This is a genomic window from Lachnoanaerobaculum gingivalis (genome assembly GCF_003862475.1).
Classification (GTDB): Bacteria; Bacillota; Clostridia; order Lachnospirales; family Lachnospiraceae; genus Lachnoanaerobaculum; species Lachnoanaerobaculum gingivalis.
On sequence record NZ_RRCO01000001.1, the window covers coordinates 526,857 to 545,666 of the forward strand.

An 18,810-nucleotide genomic window follows, 5' to 3' on the forward strand; every position below is an offset into this window, starting at 1 on the left:
CTCTTTTAAAAAATATATAAACACTTAAGTAATTTTCCAAATCAAATTTACGATATAGCCTACTACAACGATAATAAATAAACTGATTAGGTTTACTGTATTATTAGACATCCATGAAAAACCCTTAATCGGTTTTTGATTATCATAGACTTTTTTGTCACTAATAATACCTTCTTTAGTCAAATATTTTCGTTGAAACAAAGCTCCCAAAATGCTGTCAATCAAAGTTCCTAGAAAAGCTGTAAGAGTAACAAATGCAACTCCTTGATATCCGAACTGTGGAAAAGCAAGCCAAGCCGACAAAAACCCTCCTGTAAGTCCTGCAAAAAATCCTCCCCAGCTGACTCCACCTGAAACTCCTCGTTGAATATTTTTTCCGGTAATGATGCTAAAAACCTTTCCCTTACCGAGCACACCGATTTCTGAAGAAAATGTGTCAGCATTTGCTGCTGCAAAAACCACAAAACTCAGTAGCGAAAACTCAATATTCTCCGGTGAAAAATATTTGCAAAATACAAGTATACAAGCAGGTAAAGAGTTGCATACAACCTGCTTCCATGTTCTGGCACCTCCGGTTTCTTGAAATCGATCCGCTTCCAACTTTCGTTTATTCTTAATTTTGCTTACAATGCTTCCAAGAAAATAAAAAGTATAAAGACTCATAGCAATCCACACACCACCCAACAGATAAAGAGTTATCGCCGTCAAAATTGCAGCTATAACCCCATCAGGAGTCAAGAGCCTAAACTTAAGGCTCAACAAAAGAACGCCGGCAGAAAATATGAAGTAGACAAAAAAGAAAATATCTCCATAATAAAATGCCAAGGTCGCAAAAAGTGCCGAACCAAGAGGCAAAGTCAAATTGTCTGAGCCTTTAGTTCCCGCAGCTTCAATAAATGCAGACAAAAATCCGTTACAAAAACCAATTATGTAAACCGTTCCAATTCCTATCCGCACAATATTCTTGGGATCTCCAACAGTTAAAATAGTTATAATTGTAACTGCAATTGCCACAATAAAAACTGTCACACTTCCGGCTAAAGTTTTCGGTGAAAAAAAATACGGTTTTCTTCCCCTGAATTTTTTTCCGACTAATGCAGCCAAACCATCTCCATAAGCCATAATCAAAATTCCGATTATCGGAAAGATATTCCAGCCGGTAGCAAAACGAACCGCCACCGCAACACAAAGGCTGATTGAATAGTATACCGTTCCCCAACTGTCATCCTGTCTTTCCATAGAAGGAATCAATTTATACTTTCGGCTCCATATATTAATAATGATAAACACAGCCGGAACGAATATTGCCGCTTTGACATCGGTAAAAAAAACAGAAATAAAAATCCAATTCCCTACCATAATATGAATGAATTTACGGCTGAGTTCTCCTTGATTCTTCTTAAAAATAATTGTCGAAAAACCGATTACCGAAAAAATATATAAAAAAGAGAGTCCTATTAACAAAATATTCATAGATTTTCCTTATCCTAACCGTCAGTTAAACTTTCATTTTCCGTATATACTTCATTACAATTGAAGTTCCCACTCTTCGCTTTTTCAACTCGGTCAGAAACTCTTTTTAGCAAATCTCTCTTTCTCTTTACGCTCGTGTAACATCTTTTAGTAAAACAGTTGTAATTATTTCTTCTCACCTCTTCTAAAATCGCCTGATAATATACAGCCGCAGCCGTTACCGGAAAAATTGCGTCCGGACTGAACATATACAAGTGCTTATAAAATTTATCATAGTAATGCTTGGACAGCAAAGCCATCTCTTCCCAAAGATTAACTATATTATCTGCCGGCTTAAAATCAGACTTAACAAATAAATGCTTTATTGTCAAAGCATTTGGTAAAACAGATAGTTCTTCCAAATCTTTTCTTGTAACGCTATATTTTTTCATAAAAGTTTGCGGGATATAGATTCTGTTTCTGTTTCTAAGGTCCTCTCCTATATCTCTGAGAATATTGGTAATCTGCATAGCAATACCCAAAGATTCACAAATAGATTCATACTCTCCATCTGCTTTCTCACCTCTAAGCATCGGTGCCAACATCAGTCCTACCGTACCTGCGACTTTTTTGCAATACAAAATTAAATCTTCTTTATCCTCAATGATTTTAAAATTAATATCACTTCGCTGTCCGTCAATTTGCTCAAGCAATGCTTCAAGCGGAATTTCACGAATTCTGACGGCATTCTCAAACGCAAGCCACCAATTATATTTTTTATACTGTTCTTCCTGTCTTCCTCCCTCATACAAGGACTTCACTTCTTCTTCCAACACATTTAAGAGTTGAAGCTTAATCACCTTACTACGAGATTTTGTGTCCGCTAAATCATCGGCATATCGACAAAAAGCATATACCGCCGATATATCCAAAAACTTTGCTCGCTCAACTTTACCAAAAGCTGCATAGAAACTTGAAGCATGTTTTCTCATAATTGATTCCGCTACCTGATATGATGATTCTATATTCATGAGAAATCCGCTCCTTCCACATCAAGGCGGAGTTCCTGTGCACATATTTTTCCACTCTGCATGACAATCGGTACACCTGCTCCCGGGTGAGTGCTGCTGCCTGTAAAATACAAACCTTCGCAGGAAAGACATTTTGCCTGAGATCTCAAATGATTGCTTTGCATCAAAGTAGGTTGCAATCCGAAAGTTGCACCTCGGTAGGCATTGAACGAATTCATAAAATCTCGTGGTGTAAAATATCTCTCCGAGGAAATTTTATCTCTCAAATTTTTCAGTGCAGGTAACTTCTCCAAAGTTGAAATTGCCTGCTCTCTATAATAATTTACAGTCTCATCATCCCATTCATACTGTGATGCCACAACATCCGATACCGGAATAAGAAGGTAAAAAGAAGACTTGCCCTCAGGTGCCATCGACGGATCCGCATTTGAAGGAATGTGAAGATATACCGATGGCTCTTTAATCTTACTTCCGTCAAAGATACTTTCCAGATTTGAATCCAAATCATTTGCGATTACAAAGGTATGTGCAGCAAGCTCGGGATAAACTCCTTCAACTCCCCAATAGAACACAAGACAGGAACAGGAATAATCCATGGCATCTATCTTAGCCGAATCATACTTACCCTTGCAGGCATCATCACGAATCAGATGTTTCATCGCATAGGGGAAATCGGCATTACAAATCACATAATCAGACAGAATTTCTTTTCCTGAAACTGAAATCCCCTTCACTTTTTTATTTTTTGTAATAATTTCTTCTACAGGCATATCGTAATGAATCACTCCTCCAAGTTCTTCAAACAGTTTTGCCATTTGAGTAGCCATCGTAAACATTCCGCCCTTAATAAACCAAACTCCGTAAAGCAACTCAATCATCGGTATGATGTTATATAAAGAAGGTCCTTTCTTTGGAGAAACCCCTATATAGAGTGTTTGGAAACTAAGCATCTGTTGAAGATCTTTATCAGGTATGAACTTTGACATCATTTGGTCAGCACTGTCAAAAGTTTTCAATTTCAGGGCATTCCAAAGAACCTTCGGATTATAAAAATCACGCCTGTGCCTAAAAGGTCTTGTGATAAAATGCTCCAAGGCAATCTGATAACGCTTGTAAATCGAACTGAGATAATCATAGAATCCCCTCGAATTGACAAAGCCCTTATTCTCAAAAATATTATGCAGTTCTTCCAAATCGTTGGAAAGTGAATAGAATCTTAAAGGCGACGAATTAAAATAGACATGATACATCGGATTCAATTTGGACATAGGAATATAGTCGTCCGGATTGCGTCCTGCGATTTCAAAAATCTCTCGATAGATTGACGGCATCATCACCAAGGTCGGTCCCACATCAAAAGAATGCCCTTCGAATTCCAATCGATGCATCTTTCCACCGGGGACAGTATTTTTCTCATAAATCTCAACCTGATACCCAACATTTTGAAGACGAATTGCTGCCGAAAGTCCGCCTATTCCGGCTCCTATAACCAATACTCTTTTCATGATCCTCCTCTCATAGTGGTTTTATCCACCTCAAAAAATCACTACGAGAATCATCGGCTCGTGTCTCCCATATGGGACAATGAATCGCAGTAGTAAAATATTAATAATTTTTATATATTAAATATCTAATCCGGTTATTATAGTAAAATTATTTTTAAATGTCAATAAAGGTACTTACCGGTTCCAATCTAAATTCTTCTTTCCATTTTCCAAAATAAAAAGAAATATCGGCTATCTGCTTCTACTTCCTTTTGGTACGATAAACTCGGATTTATCTGTGTTTTTTCATAATATATCTCAGTTTTGGAGTTTCAATCACTTCATCAACCACAAATCCAAGCTTATCATAAAGCTTCTTTGCATTTTTATTAAAATCAAAAACAGTTAAAGAAATGCTTCTAATATTTTTATCTTTAAAAATAAAATCTATAAATTCTTTCAATGCCTCAGTTCCAAAACCCAATCCTGTTTTTTGAGGATTTAATACAAATCTACCTATATGAATATTATCTTCTTCTATTCGCACCTCTTGTATCATTCCGATGAACTCTTCTTCATTGAAAATAGAAAATTTATTTTCCAATTTTTCAATTTTTTCATAGGTCAATGGATATGAAACCTGTGTACCCATCCATTGCTCCTGAAACACAGAACCCTGCTCATTGGACCAACTACATAAAAGTTCAATATTATTTTTATTGATTCCTTTCTCAATTTTAATTCCCATCTTCAATTCCCTCAAATTCTTCATTTAACCGGACTATACTTGTTCCTGTTATGATTTTCTTTTAATTATAAACGCATTATCTGCTTTTTCAAAATCTATTTTAGGATAATAATCCATAGCGGAATTTGCTGCAAGCAGTATTAGCGATACTTTTTCTCCTATATGCTCTCTCACCTTTTCTATGAGTTTTTTCCAACACCTTGTTTTTGATACTCTTTTTTCACTGCTAAATCTGAAAGATAACAGCAGTAGCTGAAGTCTGTAACACATCTTGCAAGCCCTATAAGTTCTCCATTATTATAAGCAAAGTAGATAAGATTTGCATTTTCAAACATAGACCTTATACGCTCTTTTTCTTTTGTAGGTCTTATTATACCCGAGCTTTCAAATACTTCAATTATTTTTTCTACATCAAAGTTTCTTGCATTCTCATAAGTTATCATATTTTACCTCTTTCTTTAAAACACAGTCATAATTTAATTCTTGGCTTATATTCTAACAACTCTAAACCACATTATTTTAAAAATTATAGATTATCCTCATTTTACATACTACATCTGAAATGCCGTTATCCAAAAGCATATCCCGGCTATAAGCGAAATAGGAGTCATAACATATTTTTCTTTCCTACTTTTTGAAATCATATTCATAATAGTATTAAGAGATAGGTAAGCAGCAAAAAAGAAACAAATATATTTAGTAACCTTAAAAGGCAACAATAAGGAAATAAAGCCTCCGGCTTGCAAAATAATTATCATTGCAAAAATTTGGATAGCCACTGAAACGACTGCAACAACTCTAAGTTTCTTTGGCAAGATTTTATATTGTCCACCCATTGTAAATTCGCCCAAAGGCAAACCGCAGGCAACAAGAACTGTCATAATTGCTATAGCTCCAAATAATACCGCCCCCAATATTGAAAACATAAATAAATACTCTCCCTTCATGAAATAAAAAAGTTCAATTACAAACCCGGTATTTATCCAATAATTTTTATATTACCTTTAATTCATCCAACTTTATTATATTACAGCCTTTTTTAGTATAGTATTCTATCATTTCAGGAATCTTTGCTTTATTATAGCTTGTTATTCCATCAGCAATGATATGGACGGTGTATCCTGATTTTGCTGTATTTTTGTAAACCCTTCCTTTCTCCATTATGATTTTCTTTTAATTATAAATGCATTGTCCGCTTTTTTCAAAATTTATTTTAGGATAATAATTCATAGCAGAATTTACTGAAAGTAGTATTAGCAATACTTTTTCTCCTATATTTTAATAGAGCTAACAATTTTCTACCATTTTAAATGTTTAAATAATTTGTCCGAAATTAAAGAAGGCATATTTCAACCTTCTTTTTTCACAAGCAGGTCTGCTAAACATTTCTCACCACTAGGAATATTTGACAACCTTTTATACTCAAAAATTGCATTAATCAAATCATCAACATTTGAAAAATAATCGGTAATAAACTCGGTAGACTTTACTTTTGAAAATTTAAGTATATTTTTACAAAATTCACTGGGTTTAGTCTTGCTTTTTACTTTACTGTTTTCCTTCATCCATTAACTTATTAACAATAGCAATTTCGGCACTTCCTTCACATATACAACCGATAATGAACCTTGACAGCTTGATAACTACTTGTAAACTCTACCTAGGGGAAGTCTGCCCATTTTTAGATGTATCAAGTCAGTTATAGCGTCATGGATTAAGTTTAAAGATTTATAGCACAGTAATTAACTTAAATATTGTACCGTGAATAATGCAGGCTAATGCTTTTTAATTGTATTTCATCGAATAATAAATAGAAAAAGGACAACTTACAGGGTAAAATAAAAGTTATCAAACAATAAATTACCTGCTAAGAAGTCCTTTATGAGTTGTGGATTCAAATATGTTTTTTTGCATGGCTTATATCAGCCGTAAAATATGATTATAAGTGACAATAAAATTCAAATAAATATACTACTTAATAAAGAGAATTTTATTTATCTATATACATATCATTAATTACCGGTGCTCCAAGCGGTAATGAGGTGTCACTTGGCCAATAAGCAACATTCAAATCAAACCCTGCTTTTACATGCTGTCCGTTATATGCCTTGATATCCGGTAAATAATTTAACGAAAGTACCTTAACAGTTCGAGAATAAGAGCCTCCGTCTATAGTCTTACATGTAAGTGTTTGTGGCCTATCCAATATAAATAATATAAAATCTTTTTCTCTGTCTATAGAAGAATTCGGATTAGGATCATTAATTCCCTGTACCGCAAGAACTTCCTTATATTTCAATACACGTATAGTACCGTTCAGTAAGGTGTATCTTGTATCGGCAACATCTACTTTCTTGGTTTGCACTATATTATTTTCAATCCATGCACCCGAAGCATTAACACGGTAATTATCAGGAGTTATTGTATTTATCATACAGTACCCGAATTTATCAAAATAATAACACTCTGCCGTACCGTCTGAATTACCGTCTATCCATTGCCATGAGTTGGAAGGCCATGTTCCGTTGCCTTGGTCATACCACCAACCCTTACTATCCTGTATCCAAGTCCCTGCATAAGCATTTATTGTGAAAAATATTGCAAATATCGGTAATAATAATAACACTTTAATATTTCTCATAAGCACTTCCTTTCTATAGAAATGTTGTTCTATATTAATAAACCATATAACTACTTACTAAGATTACGAATTCATATTTCTTAAATCAAGGCTCTTTCTTATTATTTATTTCTTACAATTGTACTATAATCCAAAGACTTTGTTTATAACATTTAGCATATACTTATCCTTAACCCTGCCTTGTTTTAATACCGGCTAATTGCTTAAGATCATTGCAAAAACTTTCTGCTTCTTTTTTACTCTTTGAGTATATTATAGCCTTGGTATTATTCCTTTGATATATTGAAATCTTGCTATGTCTTAAAAATAATAAAATCAATACAGGGCAGACAAAAAACAGAGGATTAAAAAATCCGATTATCACTGTAACAACTACCCAAAATGTATTGTATCCGTTTAATACAGTTGAAACGGATACAGCACTTACGTCTTGTAACAGTATCTCCGGCACTTTATTAAACTTCTTTGGTATAGTTGAGATATAAATCCTATCCTCTCCTATACAAACCTCACTTCTTATTTTTGAATTGGTCAAACTAAGTATGTTGCTTCCGCTCGCAGAGTAAAAACGGTAATTTTTCCCAATCAATAATTCTTTATTAAATACAGCCTGTGATTTATCATGCGATAAATTATTATGTGTTTCCAAGTTCGACTGATGATCCTGTTTCATTTTAACCCTCCGCTTGTTTTTATGATATATCTAAACCCAAATTATTCACAATAAATAAAAATCACAATACAGCACCCCTATCCTTGAGTTTTATTGAAAAATAAGTTTTTTTATCAAAGACTTTCTTTTAAGGGCAGATTTATCAACTTAAAAGGAAAATAACCTTTATTAGGAGCATCCCGGAATCTGAAGAAAGAAATATTAATTTTTCTATTGCTACTCATGGTTAACATATTTACAATACTTATAAAGAATTCCTTTGCAGGTTATTTATTGTTTGGACATTTTTATTTTACCATGCAGGATATTTTCTTCTGAATCCCTCAAACCACTCAAGGTATTTGGCTACATTTGCTTTATTCTCAGGATCATTGTCAAATTCCTTTGTTTCCACATCCACTCTCTCCTTATCCTCAGCAGAAAGTGCTCTCTCGGCAAATGTATATACTACCTCATCTTCTTTTCCTATATGTCTGTTTAAAAGTGTAGCATAGCCTGATGCATTTGTTATAATATCAAGCTTATTTGCTGTGGAAGGATCCTTCTCATATCTGTCGGCAGCTTCCAAAAGCTCATTCATATGAAGTCTTCCAAGGTCATGCTCTACAAGCATACCGTTTCTGATAAGTTTATCCGCTACCGGTCCCAGCTTTTCAAGCATTATTTTAAAAAGTATCTTCTCTTCCTTACCATGATGAAGATGATCGGCATAGGTCTTACCGAAAGCCACACATTCCCTTACAAGATTTGCATCAACATCTTCACCCTCTATAATAGAGCAGCACATAGATTTCATGCTCTTACAAAACTCTACAATATTTTTATGTTCATCTACTAAAATTTCTATTCCGTACATATTACTCCCTTACCAACTTATATGAGCCATTTCCCAGGGCATAATATGCCAAACCGCTACCGGCAAATACCCCCTCTATCATGGCATTCCTTATTTCATAAAACAATGCTTCATTTGCACCTACTTCATCCCAGTACTGCTTGTGAATATCTACAGTTTCCTGCCACATAAGCTCATCACTGTCTTCATTCACAACCATATTTACTCCGTCACATGGCATACCGCTGACAAATGTATTCTCATAGTATTCAAATCCGTCAGCAGGAGAAACACCTGCCGCTATTGCATTTTTTACACCGAAAGCTCTTGATATATCACAAATAAAATTTATAGCCTCTGCATCGCCCTCTGTAAGTGTCTTTACTACATATGCAAGTCTTCTCTCCACTATAGCGATCTTATCCTGAAGCCAGCCGTGGATATTTGTAGGATCTATAATATTTCCAAGGTCTCCTTCCGGAAGTGAACCGTATCCGGCATCTATATTCGCTAAAGGAGCCACATTCAAATTCTTCTCTTTTGCCCCTTCTATAATAGCATTTGTCAAATCATTTTGTATTTTTATTTTTCTGAATAACCAATGATGTATTGGTCCCAGTATTGCACTCATATTTTTTCTCCTTTATATAAAAAAAGTTTAAATCCTCATTACTTCTACAGTATAGTATTTTAACAAATGTTTTTCTGTAACAATTGTTAATGCTGATAAAATTATTTTACTATTTTTTATTTCAAAATATTTTACTCTTGCTCTTTCCTAAATATAAACAGCGACAATTCCACTGCTTATAATAAAAAACCTGTCTTGGAATACCAAAACAGGTTATAATCAATTAAAACTCTTTACCGCCGTTTACATTTATATCAGCTTCAAAATTCTTATCAATAGCGGCTATAGCCGCTTCAAGACCTCTCTTTATATCTTCAAGAGCCATATATGGAGCCACAGGTGTTCTTCTTGCCACCTGTGCAGGTATAAACGGAACATGTGTAAATCCACCCTTTATATGAGGATATTTCTTTGCTAATGTATAGAGAACACCATACATCAAATGATTACATACAAAAGTTCCTGCTGTATTTGATACAGCTGCCGGAAGGTTTGCTTCTCTGATTGCCTCTACCATGGCCTTTATAGGAAGTGTTGTAAAGTAAGCATTCTCTCCGTCTTCAAAAATCTTTATATCTATAGGTTGATTGCCTTCATTGTCCTTTATTCTGGCATCATCTATATTGATTGCAACTCTCTCAGGTGTTATCTCAAATCTTCCACCTGCCTGTCCTATACAAAGAACTACATCCGGTTTTTCTTCCTCAATAGCCTTTGCTACCGTATCTATTGACTTTCTAAAGACAGTAGGTACTTCCAACTTTACGATATCAAATCTTCCTATTTTATCAGCTACAAGCTTCACCGCCTCAAGAGCAGGATTTATAGCATCACCACCGAACGGATCAAAAGCTGTCAATAATAGTTTCATATCTTATCCTTTCAAATACTTATCTAAAAGCACATATATACATCAATACAATGTGAGTAAATAACATAGCAATTGCAAACGGCAACTGCATCTTTATTATTCCATACTTGTTCTTGGTCTCAAGAAGTGCAGCAGGCATAATGTTGAAATTTGCAGCCATAGGTGTCATCAAAGTACCGCAATATCCTGCTGTAAGTCCCATAGCACCTACTACTAAAGGATTTGCACCCTGATTGATAAGGAATGGAATGCCTATACCGACTGTAATAACAGAGAATGCCGCAAAGCCGTTTCCCATGATTGCTGTAAAAAGTGCCATTGCAAGACAGTAGATAATAACAGCAATAATTCTGTTGTTGTCAGGTATAATTGTTTCAATACCCTTTGCTATAACATCACCGACTCCAGCTGCTGTAAAAAGTGCACCGAGAGCAGCCAAAACCTGTGGCAAAAGTCCTACAGGACCTACATTGTCCATAAGTCTTGTACCGTCTTTTACAGCATATTCCTTCTTAGCACCTGTTACGAAGAACACAACTATCAAAGCTATCAGAGCAGACAATCCTACAGCATTGTTCGCACCGAGCTTTTTCCATACCGTAGCTATAATCCATGCACTGAGCGCAAGAACTAAAGGAGCAATAAATATCTTATTTCCGAGTCTATCCGCATTCGCTCTTGTTTCTGCGGCTGTAGGCACATCACTGGCGCTCTGTCCAACCTTACCTATAGCTGTAAGTGTTGCCATAAGAATTACACAAATACCTGTCACAAACTTAGGCGCATATGGACCTGCTATAAATGTAAAAGCCACAATAAACCAGAAAGCTGCTGTAGTATTTCTCTTGGCAAACTGCTTATCTCTAAGCGCCTTAAGTCCAACCAATATAAAAACAATACCGATACATATAAAGAAAATCTCCGCAACAACCTTTGGAAGGCCCCAGGTTCCTATCTCAGAAAGTTTTAAAACGCTATCCATTATTTACCTCCCATTGATTTCTCAAGCTTTTTATCATAAAGCAAGAAATAAACAGTTCCTATCACTACAGATGCTATAGCTATAGGAATAGACCACATAGCTACACCCAGTACATCTACATTAATTCCCTGCTCTGTAAGTGTAGATACTATAAGAAGTGTTCCCGACGCACCAAGGAAACAGTTCTGACCGAAGAAGTTTCCGAAGTTCTCAACTCCGGCACAAAGTCCCTTAATATCGTCCTCGGTAGCTTCGTCAATGTCTTTATACTTTGCTACTGAAGCGCCTCTTGCCATAGGATGGATAAGAGGTCTAATAAACTGAATATGGCCACCTATACGTAAAGAAGTTGCCGCTGCAAACACACGAATTGCAAGATACAATGATAAAATTCTTCCCGTGGTCGCATTTGCAATTTTCTTTATCAAGTCTACCGCCTTATCCTTAAGACCGTATCTCTCGCAAATACCTATTACAGGTAATGCAAGTACAAAAAGGGTGGATATTCTTTGAGAAATAAATGCATTTCCCAGTACTGTAAGGATCTCCATAGGTTTCATCCCGGATACAAGGCCTGTAATAATACCTGCCACTACTACTGTAGCCAATGTGTCCAGCTTAAGAGCAAGACCGACAATCACGACCAGTACACCAATTAATTTAATAATTTCCATAAGCTTCTCACTTTCTAAAAGTTATTTCGCCTCATTTAAAACTGTATAAATTTATGGACAAATATACAGTTCTTTACGATTATCATAGAGTATTTACTTTTAAAATGCAATATTTAATTACAATATTCTTATAAATATATTTATTATTCATTTAATATGGTGCAATCTCACTTTTTAATCAAATAAATATGCGCTATATATATGGTTCCTCTAATTATTATTGGCAGTATTTTATAAAGATACTGCTTTATTTTGCTTCAAAATACAAGTTCTCCTTCATTCATAAGTATAATGTCATCCGCTATTATATCGGGCTTATGAGTTACAATATCAAAATGCCCCCTTGCTTCATGATTACCTCCAAGGGCTATATTTCTTCCAAATCCTATATGAAATGTTTTATATGTGGACTCATCTTCAATATAACATATACCTTCACATTTTGACTTTGTATTTAATCCTATTCCGAGTTCTGCTGCACAGTATATTTCTTTATCTCCAAAACTTTCCATATATTTTTTAAGTCTGAGAGCATCTTCTTTTCCGTTAATCTCAACCAAATAACCGTTTTCAAATACCAATTCTATAGGGCTTTTTATAGCTCCAAGATATCCAAGCGAACCGTCGGCTATTACAACTCCGTTTGTCATTGTCTCTATAATTGGTACATACACTTCAAAGCTTGAAGAAGCCACTTTTCCTTTTTTTGTACAACTTCCTGCAAATATACCTGCCCTCCTTCCGGCAATACCAAAAGCCACATTTGTGCCTTTCTTTGTTTTAACTACAACTCTGTCAGCTTTTGTGATTTTTTCAGCTAAAGGCTTACCCATGCTTTTTGCTACCTTAGGACTCATTCTGATAAATTCTCTCTCAAATATAGAGCTGTTATCATTTGTATGCATTGGGAAAGAAAGAAATCTTGAACCTTTTTTTAAGGCATAATCCACCGCCTCTGTGGTAATAAAGGAATAATGTGTGGCGCCTATTATCACATCGGAATAATACATTGTGCCCTTCATTTTTTCTATCACTTCACCTGACTGTATACCGTCTGATGAAAGTATGGTTATCTTCGGAACAACACCGCATTCAAAAGCCGCCAGTTCAAAAATATCGGCTTCTTTAATATGGTTTTCATCGGTTATAAAATGCAATACCTCATTTTCCTTAGCTTCTATCCAGTTTTGTATAATACATCTCGCACCTGCAAGAGCCTTTTCATCATTTTTGATAATGACAGCCACAAAAATACCCCCTGATATATTTTCAAATCACTAAAACAGTTCTTTACCCCTGTCTGTAATAAAAATCTTTCCATTACAAATATTTTCATACTCAAAAAAGGCCACTTCCTCAGGGGTAACTTTATTCATTTCCGTAAAACCCTCTTTACATATTGAGTTTTCTTCAATATCACATTTATAGAACAATACGGCACCGCTTGCTCTCCACGGTCTTGCCAGATATCCCGCTATACTTTTGTATTTCTTATCTTTATTCTTTTCTATCCTGCATTTATAAAATGTAAATATCCCCTTCGGTGCGCATATTATTCCTGGAGATGCCTCCTCTCCCGTATATCCAAGCCATATCAGATTACACTTTATAAAATCAGCTCTTGCATCTTCTTCACCGAAAATATAGTCGATATTGCCATAGATATTACAGTAAATAAATCTTTGTTTACCATGTCCTGCATATAATGTGTCCTGGCTTGATTTAAAATTACAGTTTACAAATAGAGAATTATCAGCTTCACAGACCAATGCAGCCGCTCTCTCTTTATTATGATACTCTCCTACTTTAATTTCAAGGGATAATCTGTCTTCATTGGTTTCACATTTGCTCTGTCCGTATTCTTCACTGCTTATTCTTTCAATTCCGTCTGATATTTCACTCTCGGTCATGTACAGATTAAAAGAGTTTTCAAAATTTATATTCTCAGCTCTGAAATTATATGCAGATTTTTCAACTATAACAGTTGCACCCCATCTTTTTGCAAAATGCTTGCCGGCTATTTTATTTTCTTCAAAATAACCCGACTCTCCTATACTTTTATATTTATAGCCTATTCCATAATAAAAGCTTATTGTAGGACTTACACCCTCTTTCGCCTTTAATGTAATATCAGGTTTTGTAATAATCACCTGCTCAAAGTATTTTTCATCTGTAAGTATTATCTCTGTCCTCTTATTTTCCGTTTTTATAAAATTAAGAGAGTGCATACACTCTCTTAAGCTGCTGTAATCACCGTCTTTTTTTCCGACTTTGATTGTTATTTTATTATCTTCTGTTTTCAATTGAATTTCACCTCTATACATTCACAATCCTCAATATTTTCCATAAAAGGATTGCTGTCTTTACTGCCTGTAATCTCTATATTTTTTAATATAAGCTTTTTTATATTCTTGGCAAATATTCCCCTTTTACACATAGCAGGAAAATTGTCCATCATTATCGGAACAACAGGCTTGATATTCTCATTCTTATCAAAGCTTAAAGTGATATTTTCAAGCTTGATTTCCTCAATAGGCATCTCCGGCAACCCATAGAGACATGCAAATATATTTTTTACATTCTCACATCTGATATCCCTTGCTTCTATTTTTCCGATTTTCGGAGTCTTTTCATTGACTTCCATTTTATCCTGATTTTGTACATAATCGGAATGTCCGTCAGGATCGCAGAAGTAGAACATATTGGCAGTAAAAGGCATGCACACATCTTTCATAATAATATTCTCAAAATAAATATTATCAAGGACAGATTTCTCTCCTCTGCCTCTTCTGGTCTTTATTCTAAGCCCTCTGTCCGTACCTTCAAAAATACATTTTTCCACTCTTACATCATATACTCCTGCCGCAACCTCGGAACCTATAGTCACACTCCCGTGACCTTTTCTGAATATTGAGTTTCTGATAACTATATTCTTTGCAGGCTTATAATGCCTTAGTGCCATATAGTATTTTCCGCTCTTTATTGCAACACAATCGTCTCCCACAGAAATATCCGCACCAAGTATAAGGACATTTTCACAACTTTCAGGATCAAGCCCGTCAGTATTAGGGGAATTGTCAGGATTCATAATTGTATTGTTTAAAAACAAAAGATTGTCGCTGTAATATGGATGAACAGTCCACGAAGGTGAATTCATTATACAAAGTCCCTGCATGGCTATGTTTTTGCAATTATGTAAAAATACCATATTCGGTCTCCATGCTATATTCTTCTTCTTTGCATCCTTCCACCAGTCAAGCATACCTGCATTGCCGTCCAGTATACCCTCACCATATATCAGTACATTCTCCACACTTATTCCTGTAATAAGTGCGGCAAAACAGTCCAGCGGATTGCCCTCCCATGATCCGATATTGTACTCATTCTTTTCATCACTTGACTGTGTCATACCCGGTAGAATCGGATACTTTTTTCTGTCTTTTTCACCGATAAGTATGGCATCCTTATCTATCCAAATATCTATATTGCTCTTTAAAAATACAGGGGTGCATAAATATTTTCCCTTAGGAATATAAACGGTACCGTCCTTAGGACAGGCATTTATTGCAGCCTGTATACATACCGAATCCGTCTTTACTCCGTCACCTGCAGCTCCGAAATCTTTTATATTTAAAAGCACATACTCATATTGAGTATAAAAGTTTTTTTTATAGGAATCCTCATTCTCGCAAGTGATATATATATTATAATCACTGTCCGGAAGAAGATTAAAAATTGATATAACATTTTTATTTGTTGAGATTTTCTTTTCACCGTTTATAAAAACATCATATATCTTTTCATTTTCATAAGGAGTATCACTACAGACTTCAATTGTTACACTCCTCTTAAACACCTTTACAATTTCAAAGTCAATCATATGCCATACCCAACCTTATTATTTCAGTATATGCCATAAGAAGCGGTGCCACTCCCTTTGCCTCATTTTTTACAACCGGTTCCGAGTAATAATACTCTGCGCTTCCGTCCCTGTTTTCCTTGCCTCCAAGTCCGGCTACAAGGCAAATTCCTCCAATTGAGAGCTCTTCTCCCTCAACACATAGATACCTGTCCAGAATACCGTCAAATATCTTTTTTCCGATATCTTCAAATCTTTTCGGTAAAAGCTTATTTCTTACGGCTTTCAAAAAAGCATATGAAATAAGTGCACTTCCCGATGTCTCAAGGTAATTGTCTTTATCATCTTTCCTGTCTACCAGCTGATAAAACATTCCGCTCTCATCCTGAAACTTAAGCAAATCGTTTGCAAGATTATAAAGCATCTCCTGTAATCTTCTAAATTCATAGTATAATGACTCATCTATGACAAGTGCCGTATCCACAAGGCTTAATATAAACCATCCTATTGACCTCAACCAAAAATTTTTGCTTAAGCCGGTTTTCTTATCACACCAAAGCGACTGCCTTGACTCGTCATAGCCGTGATAATACAGACCTGTATTTGTATCTTTCATTATTCTTTCCACATTTTCAAACTGTGAAAAACTGTCAATACAAAACCTCATCCTGTTATATTTGGTTTCATACTCCATATAAAACGGCTGCGCCATATAAAGTCCGTCAAGCCAGACCTGATAGGGATAGATTTTCTTATGCCAGAAATTACCTTCATCAGTCCTCGGCATTGTTTTTAGTTGGGAGTACACCGTATCCATAGCTTTTCTATACTTTTCCTTACCTGTAAGTTCAAAAAGCTTAAAAAGGTTTTTGCCCGGTCTTATATTGTCAATATTGTATTCTTTTATATCATAAGTATTTATACTTCCGTCCTCATTTACAAATGCAAATACAAATTTATCACAAAAATTCAGATACTTTTTATCTTTCTTTATTTCATAAAGTTCAAGATATGCACTTATCATGCAGGCGTCAATATAATTCCACTTATTTTTGCATCCGCTTCTGATACGCTCTATATTCCACATCGGTGAAGAGGCATCCGAGTTTTCCAATAAAAAATCAATATATTTATCAAGTAATATATATTTTTCTTTTTTTACCATATCAACCCTTTACTCCACCTGCAGATATTCCCTCTACAAACTGATTCTGTGCTATAAAGAATATAATTACTGAAGGTAAAATTGAAATAAGTGATGTTGAAAGTATCCTGTTCCATGCAAATCCTGCATCCGAGTCCATTGCAAGCTTTACAAATATAGTTGCAGGATATTTTGCAGGATTGTTTACATACAAAAGCGGTCCAAGGAAGTCATTACTTGCCCACATAAATTTAAAAAGTGCACATGAAACAAGTGCAGGCTTTAACATAGGTACTATTACCTTAATCAAAGTCTGTATTTCATTACATCCGTCAATCTTTGCCGCTTCTTCAAGCTCCTTAGGTATATTTCTTAAAAACTGAATAAGCATGAATACAAAATATGTCTCTGTAGCAAACATCGAAGGAACAATAAGCGGTAGATAAAGCTTTGAGCCTACCCATCCGAAAATATTATACATAATATACTGCGGTACATTCAAAACTACCTGTGGCAGGAAAAGTGTTGACATCAATATTGCAAATAAAACACTTCTTCCGAAGAATTTAAATCTTCCGAAACCATATGCCGTTAAAGTAGATGAAACTATTGTAAATATTACGGCAGGTATAACATATGAATAGGTATTTAACATTGCCTTCCATATATTTATATCACCGCCATAGTTTTTCATTGCATTTAAATATCCCTCAAATGTAGCCTTTTTCGGAAGAATATTAAGCCCTGAGAATATCTCATTATTCGGCTTAAATGTAGCTCCGATCATCCATAAAAGCGGATATATCATAAATAAACCCACTGCTATCAGAACAGTATATCTTATAACCAATTGTATATTTCTTTTTGTTTTTAAGCTCATTTTTATTTCTCCTCATCCGCATAGTAAACCCAATGTTTTTGTGAATAGAATGCTACTGCTGTCAAAACAAGTAAAATAACGAATAACACCCAGGCTTGAGCACTTGCCTTACCCATCTGATAGTTTTTAAATGCATTATTGTATATCAAAAGTGACATCAATGTAGTTGAACCTCTTGGACCTCCCTGAGTTATGATATAAGGTCCGTTAAACTCCTGGAATGCCTGTACAAGCTGAGTTATAAGATTATAAAATATTACAGGTGTAATAAGCGGTACCGTAACCGAGAAAAACTGCTTCCACTTTCCCGCTCCGTCAATTGATGCAGCCTCATAAAGTTCTGCCGGAACTCCCTTAAGTGCCGCAAGAAATATCACCATTGCCGAACCGAACTGCCACATTCTAAGCAGTGATATGGAAAACAATGCCCAGTTCGGATCAGAGAAAAAGCTTGGAGCATGAAGTCCTACCATAGCAAATGCTGTCTGAATAAGACCTCCATCTTTAAAAAGTGCCTTCCAAAGTACTGAAATAGCCACAGAGCCTCCAAGTATTGACGGAATATAGTATGCAGTTCTAAAAAAGTTTACTCCCTTTATCTTGAAGTTTAGTATATATGCGATAAACAGTGCGGCTACAAGCTTTAGCGGTACCGTTATGAATGCATACTTAAAAGTTACAATCAAAGCCTTAAGCTCGTTTTTATTTGTAAATACATCAACATAATTTTCTACAGTATACTTTGATATTCCCTTAAACAGGTGAAAATCTGTAAAGCTGAAATAAAGTGATGATGCGAAAGGATACAGCTTAAAAACGCAGAATCCTATAAGCCATGGTAATATAAAAAGAAAACCTATATTATTTTTCAAAACCTTTTTAAATGTCTTATTTTTCAAAACAAT

Annotated in this window: 21 protein-coding genes; all 21 read right to left on the reverse strand. The window is 35.1% G+C overall.

The genetic code is table 11. The features are described from left to right. Positions 1–24: 24 nt before the first annotated feature. The 21 genes from EHV10_RS02435 to EHV10_RS02535 all read right to left on the reverse strand — a co-directional run bounded on the left by EHV10_RS02435 (position 25) and on the right by EHV10_RS02535 (position 18,804). Positions 25–1,473, reverse strand: a complete 1,449-nt coding sequence (locus EHV10_RS02435) for a DUF92 domain-containing protein (protein WP_128673251.1) — start codon at positions 1,471–1,473, stop codon at positions 25–27. Positions 1,474–1,487: 14 nt separating this feature from the next. Beyond that, positions 1,488–2,483, reverse strand: a complete 996-nt coding sequence (locus EHV10_RS02440; RefSeq protein ID WP_128673252.1) for a phytoene/squalene synthase family protein — start codon at positions 2,481–2,483, stop codon at positions 1,488–1,490. Continuing rightward, positions 2,480–3,988, reverse strand: a complete 1,509-nt coding sequence (locus EHV10_RS02445) for a phytoene desaturase family protein (protein ID WP_128673253.1) — start codon at positions 3,986–3,988, stop codon at positions 2,480–2,482. Before EHV10_RS02445 ends, EHV10_RS02440 begins: the two co-directional genes overlap by 4 nt. Before the next feature lie 271 nt (positions 3,989–4,259). Next, positions 4,260–4,715 carry a GNAT family N-acetyltransferase gene (locus tag EHV10_RS02450; RefSeq protein ID WP_128673254.1) on the reverse strand — a complete coding sequence of 152 codons (456 nt, stop codon included), beginning with the start codon at positions 4,713–4,715 and terminating at the stop codon, positions 4,260–4,262. A gap of 179 nt (positions 4,716–4,894) precedes the next feature. Further along, entirely contained in the window at positions 4,895–5,158 is a 264-nt protein-coding gene (locus EHV10_RS02455; RefSeq protein ID WP_243116042.1) for a GNAT family N-acetyltransferase, read from the reverse strand. A 108-nt stretch (positions 5,159–5,266) separates the two neighbouring features. Then, entirely contained in the window at positions 5,267–5,641 is a 375-nt protein-coding gene (locus tag EHV10_RS02460) for a hypothetical protein (protein ID WP_128673255.1), read from the reverse strand. A gap of 67 nt (positions 5,642–5,708) precedes the next feature. Beyond that, positions 5,709–5,876: a hypothetical protein gene (locus tag EHV10_RS14485; RefSeq protein ID WP_158609899.1), complete on the reverse strand. Its 168-nt coding sequence runs from the start codon at positions 5,874–5,876 to the stop codon at positions 5,709–5,711. A gap of 188 nt (positions 5,877–6,064) precedes the next feature. Next, on the reverse strand, positions 6,065–6,280 hold the full coding sequence (locus EHV10_RS02470; protein ID WP_207667119.1) for a hypothetical protein: 216 nt from the start codon (positions 6,278–6,280) through the stop codon (positions 6,065–6,067). Positions 6,281–6,705: 425 nt separating this feature from the next. Beyond that, positions 6,706–7,356 (reverse strand): hypothetical protein, encoded by a 651-nt coding sequence (locus EHV10_RS02475; RefSeq protein ID WP_128673256.1) that lies wholly within the window; start codon positions 7,354–7,356, stop codon positions 6,706–6,708. 169 nt (positions 7,357–7,525) lie between these two features. After that, complete coding sequence (locus EHV10_RS02480; RefSeq protein ID WP_128673257.1) at positions 7,526–8,029, reverse strand: hypothetical protein; 504 nt, start codon at positions 8,027–8,029, stop codon at positions 7,526–7,528. Between the two features lie 292 nt (positions 8,030–8,321). Beyond that, the gene (locus EHV10_RS02485) at positions 8,322–8,885 is read right to left on the reverse strand and encodes a hemerythrin domain-containing protein (protein WP_128673258.1); all 564 of its coding nucleotides are present in this window, start codon (positions 8,883–8,885) and stop codon (positions 8,322–8,324) included. A gap of 1 nt (position 8,886) precedes the next feature. Continuing rightward, positions 8,887–9,495, reverse strand: a complete 609-nt coding sequence (locus tag EHV10_RS02490) for a hypothetical protein (RefSeq protein ID WP_128673259.1) — start codon at positions 9,493–9,495, stop codon at positions 8,887–8,889. Between the two features lie 223 nt (positions 9,496–9,718). Then, positions 9,719–10,366 (reverse strand): pyroglutamyl-peptidase I, encoded by a 648-nt coding sequence (gene pcp, locus EHV10_RS02495; protein WP_128673260.1) that lies wholly within the window; start codon positions 10,364–10,366, stop codon positions 9,719–9,721. A gap of 19 nt (positions 10,367–10,385) precedes the next feature. Next, on the reverse strand, positions 10,386–11,348 hold the full coding sequence (locus EHV10_RS02500; RefSeq protein ID WP_128673261.1) for a DUF979 domain-containing protein: 963 nt from the start codon (positions 11,346–11,348) through the stop codon (positions 10,386–10,388). Further along, positions 11,348–12,022, reverse strand: coding sequence for a DUF969 domain-containing protein (locus EHV10_RS02505; RefSeq protein WP_128673262.1), 675 nt, complete (start codon positions 12,020–12,022; stop codon positions 11,348–11,350). The genes EHV10_RS02500 and EHV10_RS02505 overlap by 1 nt, the downstream gene beginning before the upstream one ends. Before the next feature lie 257 nt (positions 12,023–12,279). After that, positions 12,280–13,269, reverse strand: a complete 990-nt coding sequence (locus EHV10_RS02510; protein ID WP_128673263.1) for a M29 family metallopeptidase — start codon at positions 13,267–13,269, stop codon at positions 12,280–12,282. A 30-nt stretch (positions 13,270–13,299) separates the two neighbouring features. Next, positions 13,300–14,325 (reverse strand): pectinesterase family protein, encoded by a 1,026-nt coding sequence (locus tag EHV10_RS02515; protein WP_128673264.1) that lies wholly within the window; start codon positions 14,323–14,325, stop codon positions 13,300–13,302. Continuing rightward, positions 14,322–15,902, reverse strand: a complete 1,581-nt coding sequence (locus EHV10_RS02520) for a glycoside hydrolase family 28 protein (protein ID WP_128673265.1) — start codon at positions 15,900–15,902, stop codon at positions 14,322–14,324. The genes EHV10_RS02515 and EHV10_RS02520 overlap by 4 nt, the downstream gene beginning before the upstream one ends. Beyond that, positions 15,895–17,046 carry a glycoside hydrolase family 88/105 protein gene (locus tag EHV10_RS02525; protein WP_128673266.1) on the reverse strand — a complete coding sequence of 384 codons (1,152 nt, stop codon included), beginning with the start codon at positions 17,044–17,046 and terminating at the stop codon, positions 15,895–15,897. The genes EHV10_RS02520 and EHV10_RS02525 overlap by 8 nt, the downstream gene beginning before the upstream one ends. Position 17,047: 1 nt before the next feature. After that, the gene (locus EHV10_RS02530; protein ID WP_128673267.1) at positions 17,048–17,905 is read right to left on the reverse strand and encodes a carbohydrate ABC transporter permease; all 858 of its coding nucleotides are present in this window, start codon (positions 17,903–17,905) and stop codon (positions 17,048–17,050) included. Between the two features lie 2 nt (positions 17,906–17,907). Next, the gene (locus EHV10_RS02535) at positions 17,908–18,804 is read right to left on the reverse strand and encodes a carbohydrate ABC transporter permease (RefSeq protein ID WP_128673268.1); all 897 of its coding nucleotides are present in this window, start codon (positions 18,802–18,804) and stop codon (positions 17,908–17,910) included. Between the last annotated feature and the right edge of the window lie 6 nt (positions 18,805–18,810).

Coding starts and splice junctions, on each gene's coding strand:
- EHV10_RS02485 (WP_128673258.1), bottom strand. CDS start 8,885: ATGTACGGAATAGAAATTTTAGTAGATGAACATAAAAATATTGTAGAG.
- EHV10_RS02470 (WP_207667119.1), bottom strand. CDS start 6,280: ATGAAGGAAAACAGTAAAGTAAAAAGCAAGACTAAACCCAGTGAATTT.
- EHV10_RS02440 (WP_128673252.1), bottom strand. CDS start 2,483: ATGAATATAGAATCATCATATCAGGTAGCGGAATCAATTATGAGAAAA.
- EHV10_RS02505 (WP_128673262.1), bottom strand. CDS start 12,022: ATGGAAATTATTAAATTAATTGGTGTACTGGTCGTGATTGTCGGTCTT.
- EHV10_RS02490 (WP_128673259.1), bottom strand. CDS start 9,495: ATGAGTGCAATACTGGGACCAATACATCATTGGTTATTCAGAAAAATA.
- EHV10_RS14485 (WP_158609899.1), bottom strand. CDS start 5,876: ATGGAGAAAGGAAGGGTTTACAAAAATACAGCAAAATCAGGATACACC.
- EHV10_RS02525 (WP_128673266.1), bottom strand. CDS start 17,046: ATGGTAAAAAAAGAAAAATATATATTACTTGATAAATATATTGATTTT.
- EHV10_RS02435 (WP_128673251.1), bottom strand. CDS start 1,473: ATGAATATTTTGTTAATAGGACTCTCTTTTTTATATATTTTTTCGGTA.
- EHV10_RS02480 (WP_128673257.1), bottom strand. CDS start 8,029: ATGAAACAGGATCATCAGTCGAACTTGGAAACACATAATAATTTATCG.
- EHV10_RS02455 (WP_243116042.1), bottom strand. CDS start 5,158: ATGATAACTTATGAGAATGCAAGAAACTTTGATGTAGAAAAAATAATT.
- EHV10_RS02460 (WP_128673255.1), bottom strand. CDS start 5,641: ATGTTTTCAATATTGGGGGCGGTATTATTTGGAGCTATAGCAATTATG.
- pcp (WP_128673260.1), bottom strand. CDS start 10,366: ATGAAACTATTATTGACAGCTTTTGATCCGTTCGGTGGTGATGCTATA.
- EHV10_RS02450 (WP_128673254.1), bottom strand. CDS start 4,715: ATGGGAATTAAAATTGAGAAAGGAATCAATAAAAATAATATTGAACTT.
- EHV10_RS02530 (WP_128673267.1), bottom strand. CDS start 17,905: ATGAGCTTAAAAACAAAAAGAAATATACAATTGGTTATAAGATATACT.
- EHV10_RS02500 (WP_128673261.1), bottom strand. CDS start 11,348: ATGGATAGCGTTTTAAAACTTTCTGAGATAGGAACCTGGGGCCTTCCA.
- EHV10_RS02520 (WP_128673265.1), bottom strand. CDS start 15,902: ATGATTGACTTTGAAATTGTAAAGGTGTTTAAGAGGAGTGTAACAATT.
- EHV10_RS02445 (WP_128673253.1), bottom strand. CDS start 3,988: ATGAAAAGAGTATTGGTTATAGGAGCCGGAATAGGCGGACTTTCGGCA.
- EHV10_RS02475 (WP_128673256.1), bottom strand. CDS start 7,356: ATGAGAAATATTAAAGTGTTATTATTATTACCGATATTTGCAATATTT.